The organism is Dellaglioa sp. CoH-57-MRSF-18 (assembly GCF_056781995.1).
In genome coordinates this window covers 1-712 of sequence record NZ_JBXAXX010000032.1, presented here as the reverse complement: position 1 = coordinate 712, position 712 = coordinate 1, and the positions used below count along the sequence as shown (strand labels likewise).

At 56.0% G+C, this 712-nt stretch carries 2 protein-coding genes; one reads left to right on the top strand and one right to left on the bottom strand.

Annotated features, from left to right (window positions below; all coding sequences use genetic code 11):
- Positions 1 to 224 (top strand): hypothetical protein (locus tag AC1RPG_RS07885; RefSeq protein ID WP_429627487.1); only part of this gene is annotated, 224 nt, incomplete at its 5' end.
- A 32-nt stretch (positions 225 to 256) separates the two neighbouring features.
- On the opposite strand, the gene AC1RPG_RS07880 is transcribed toward AC1RPG_RS07885, so the two are convergent.
- Positions 257 to 712: hypothetical protein (locus tag AC1RPG_RS07880; protein WP_481762451.1), on the bottom strand; the 456-nt coding region annotated here is incomplete at its 5' end.

The window sequence follows — 712 nt, the reverse complement described above, 5'->3', positions numbered from 1 at the left end:
TTGTAATACAGATTCATTTTTCATTCTCCCCGGGCACACGTGCATTGATCAGTTCCATCCCACTGATGACAGCCGGGAGCGAAGCACGGGCCGCCGAGCGTGAAATATTCTGGGTCTGTCGGAATCTTGTCGATGATGGTATCCACGAACGCAGAAACGGCAACAGCCCGCACGTCGGATACTGTCGTTTCGGCGCGGCTCGTCATCGCCACTATCTGGCATAGGGCCTGACGTAGGCGCACGATCTCAGGTTCGCTCACTCTTCCACCTCGAACTCGACACGCGTGACCCGGTTAACGCCTTCGCTGCCGTTGAACGTGCGTCGGAAATCGGCAGAGCCCGAATCCGGTGATGTCCACACGAGATAGCCGTCGTTTCCGAAACGGACGCGGATGTTGGCTCCGATTTTGAACAGCTCGCCTTCCTCGATGTCGTTGAACGTGAGACCGCTCCGACGTTTCGTCACAATCACACCTTCAGTCCTTGTTTTCATCATATTTTCCCCTTTTCCGCGTCCGCGAATGTAATTCCAGCCTGCGTCCGTGCATGCCCGCAGCCCGACCCCAAAATGATTGCCTTCCCATATACAGCCACGCTCACGAGCCCAATCTGCGAGTGCGGCACCCGCATAATAGACGCCGTTATTAAGACCCATCAACGCGCCCGTGCCCCGAATCCATACTCGGGATCCCAAAAGTACAGGACTCACACG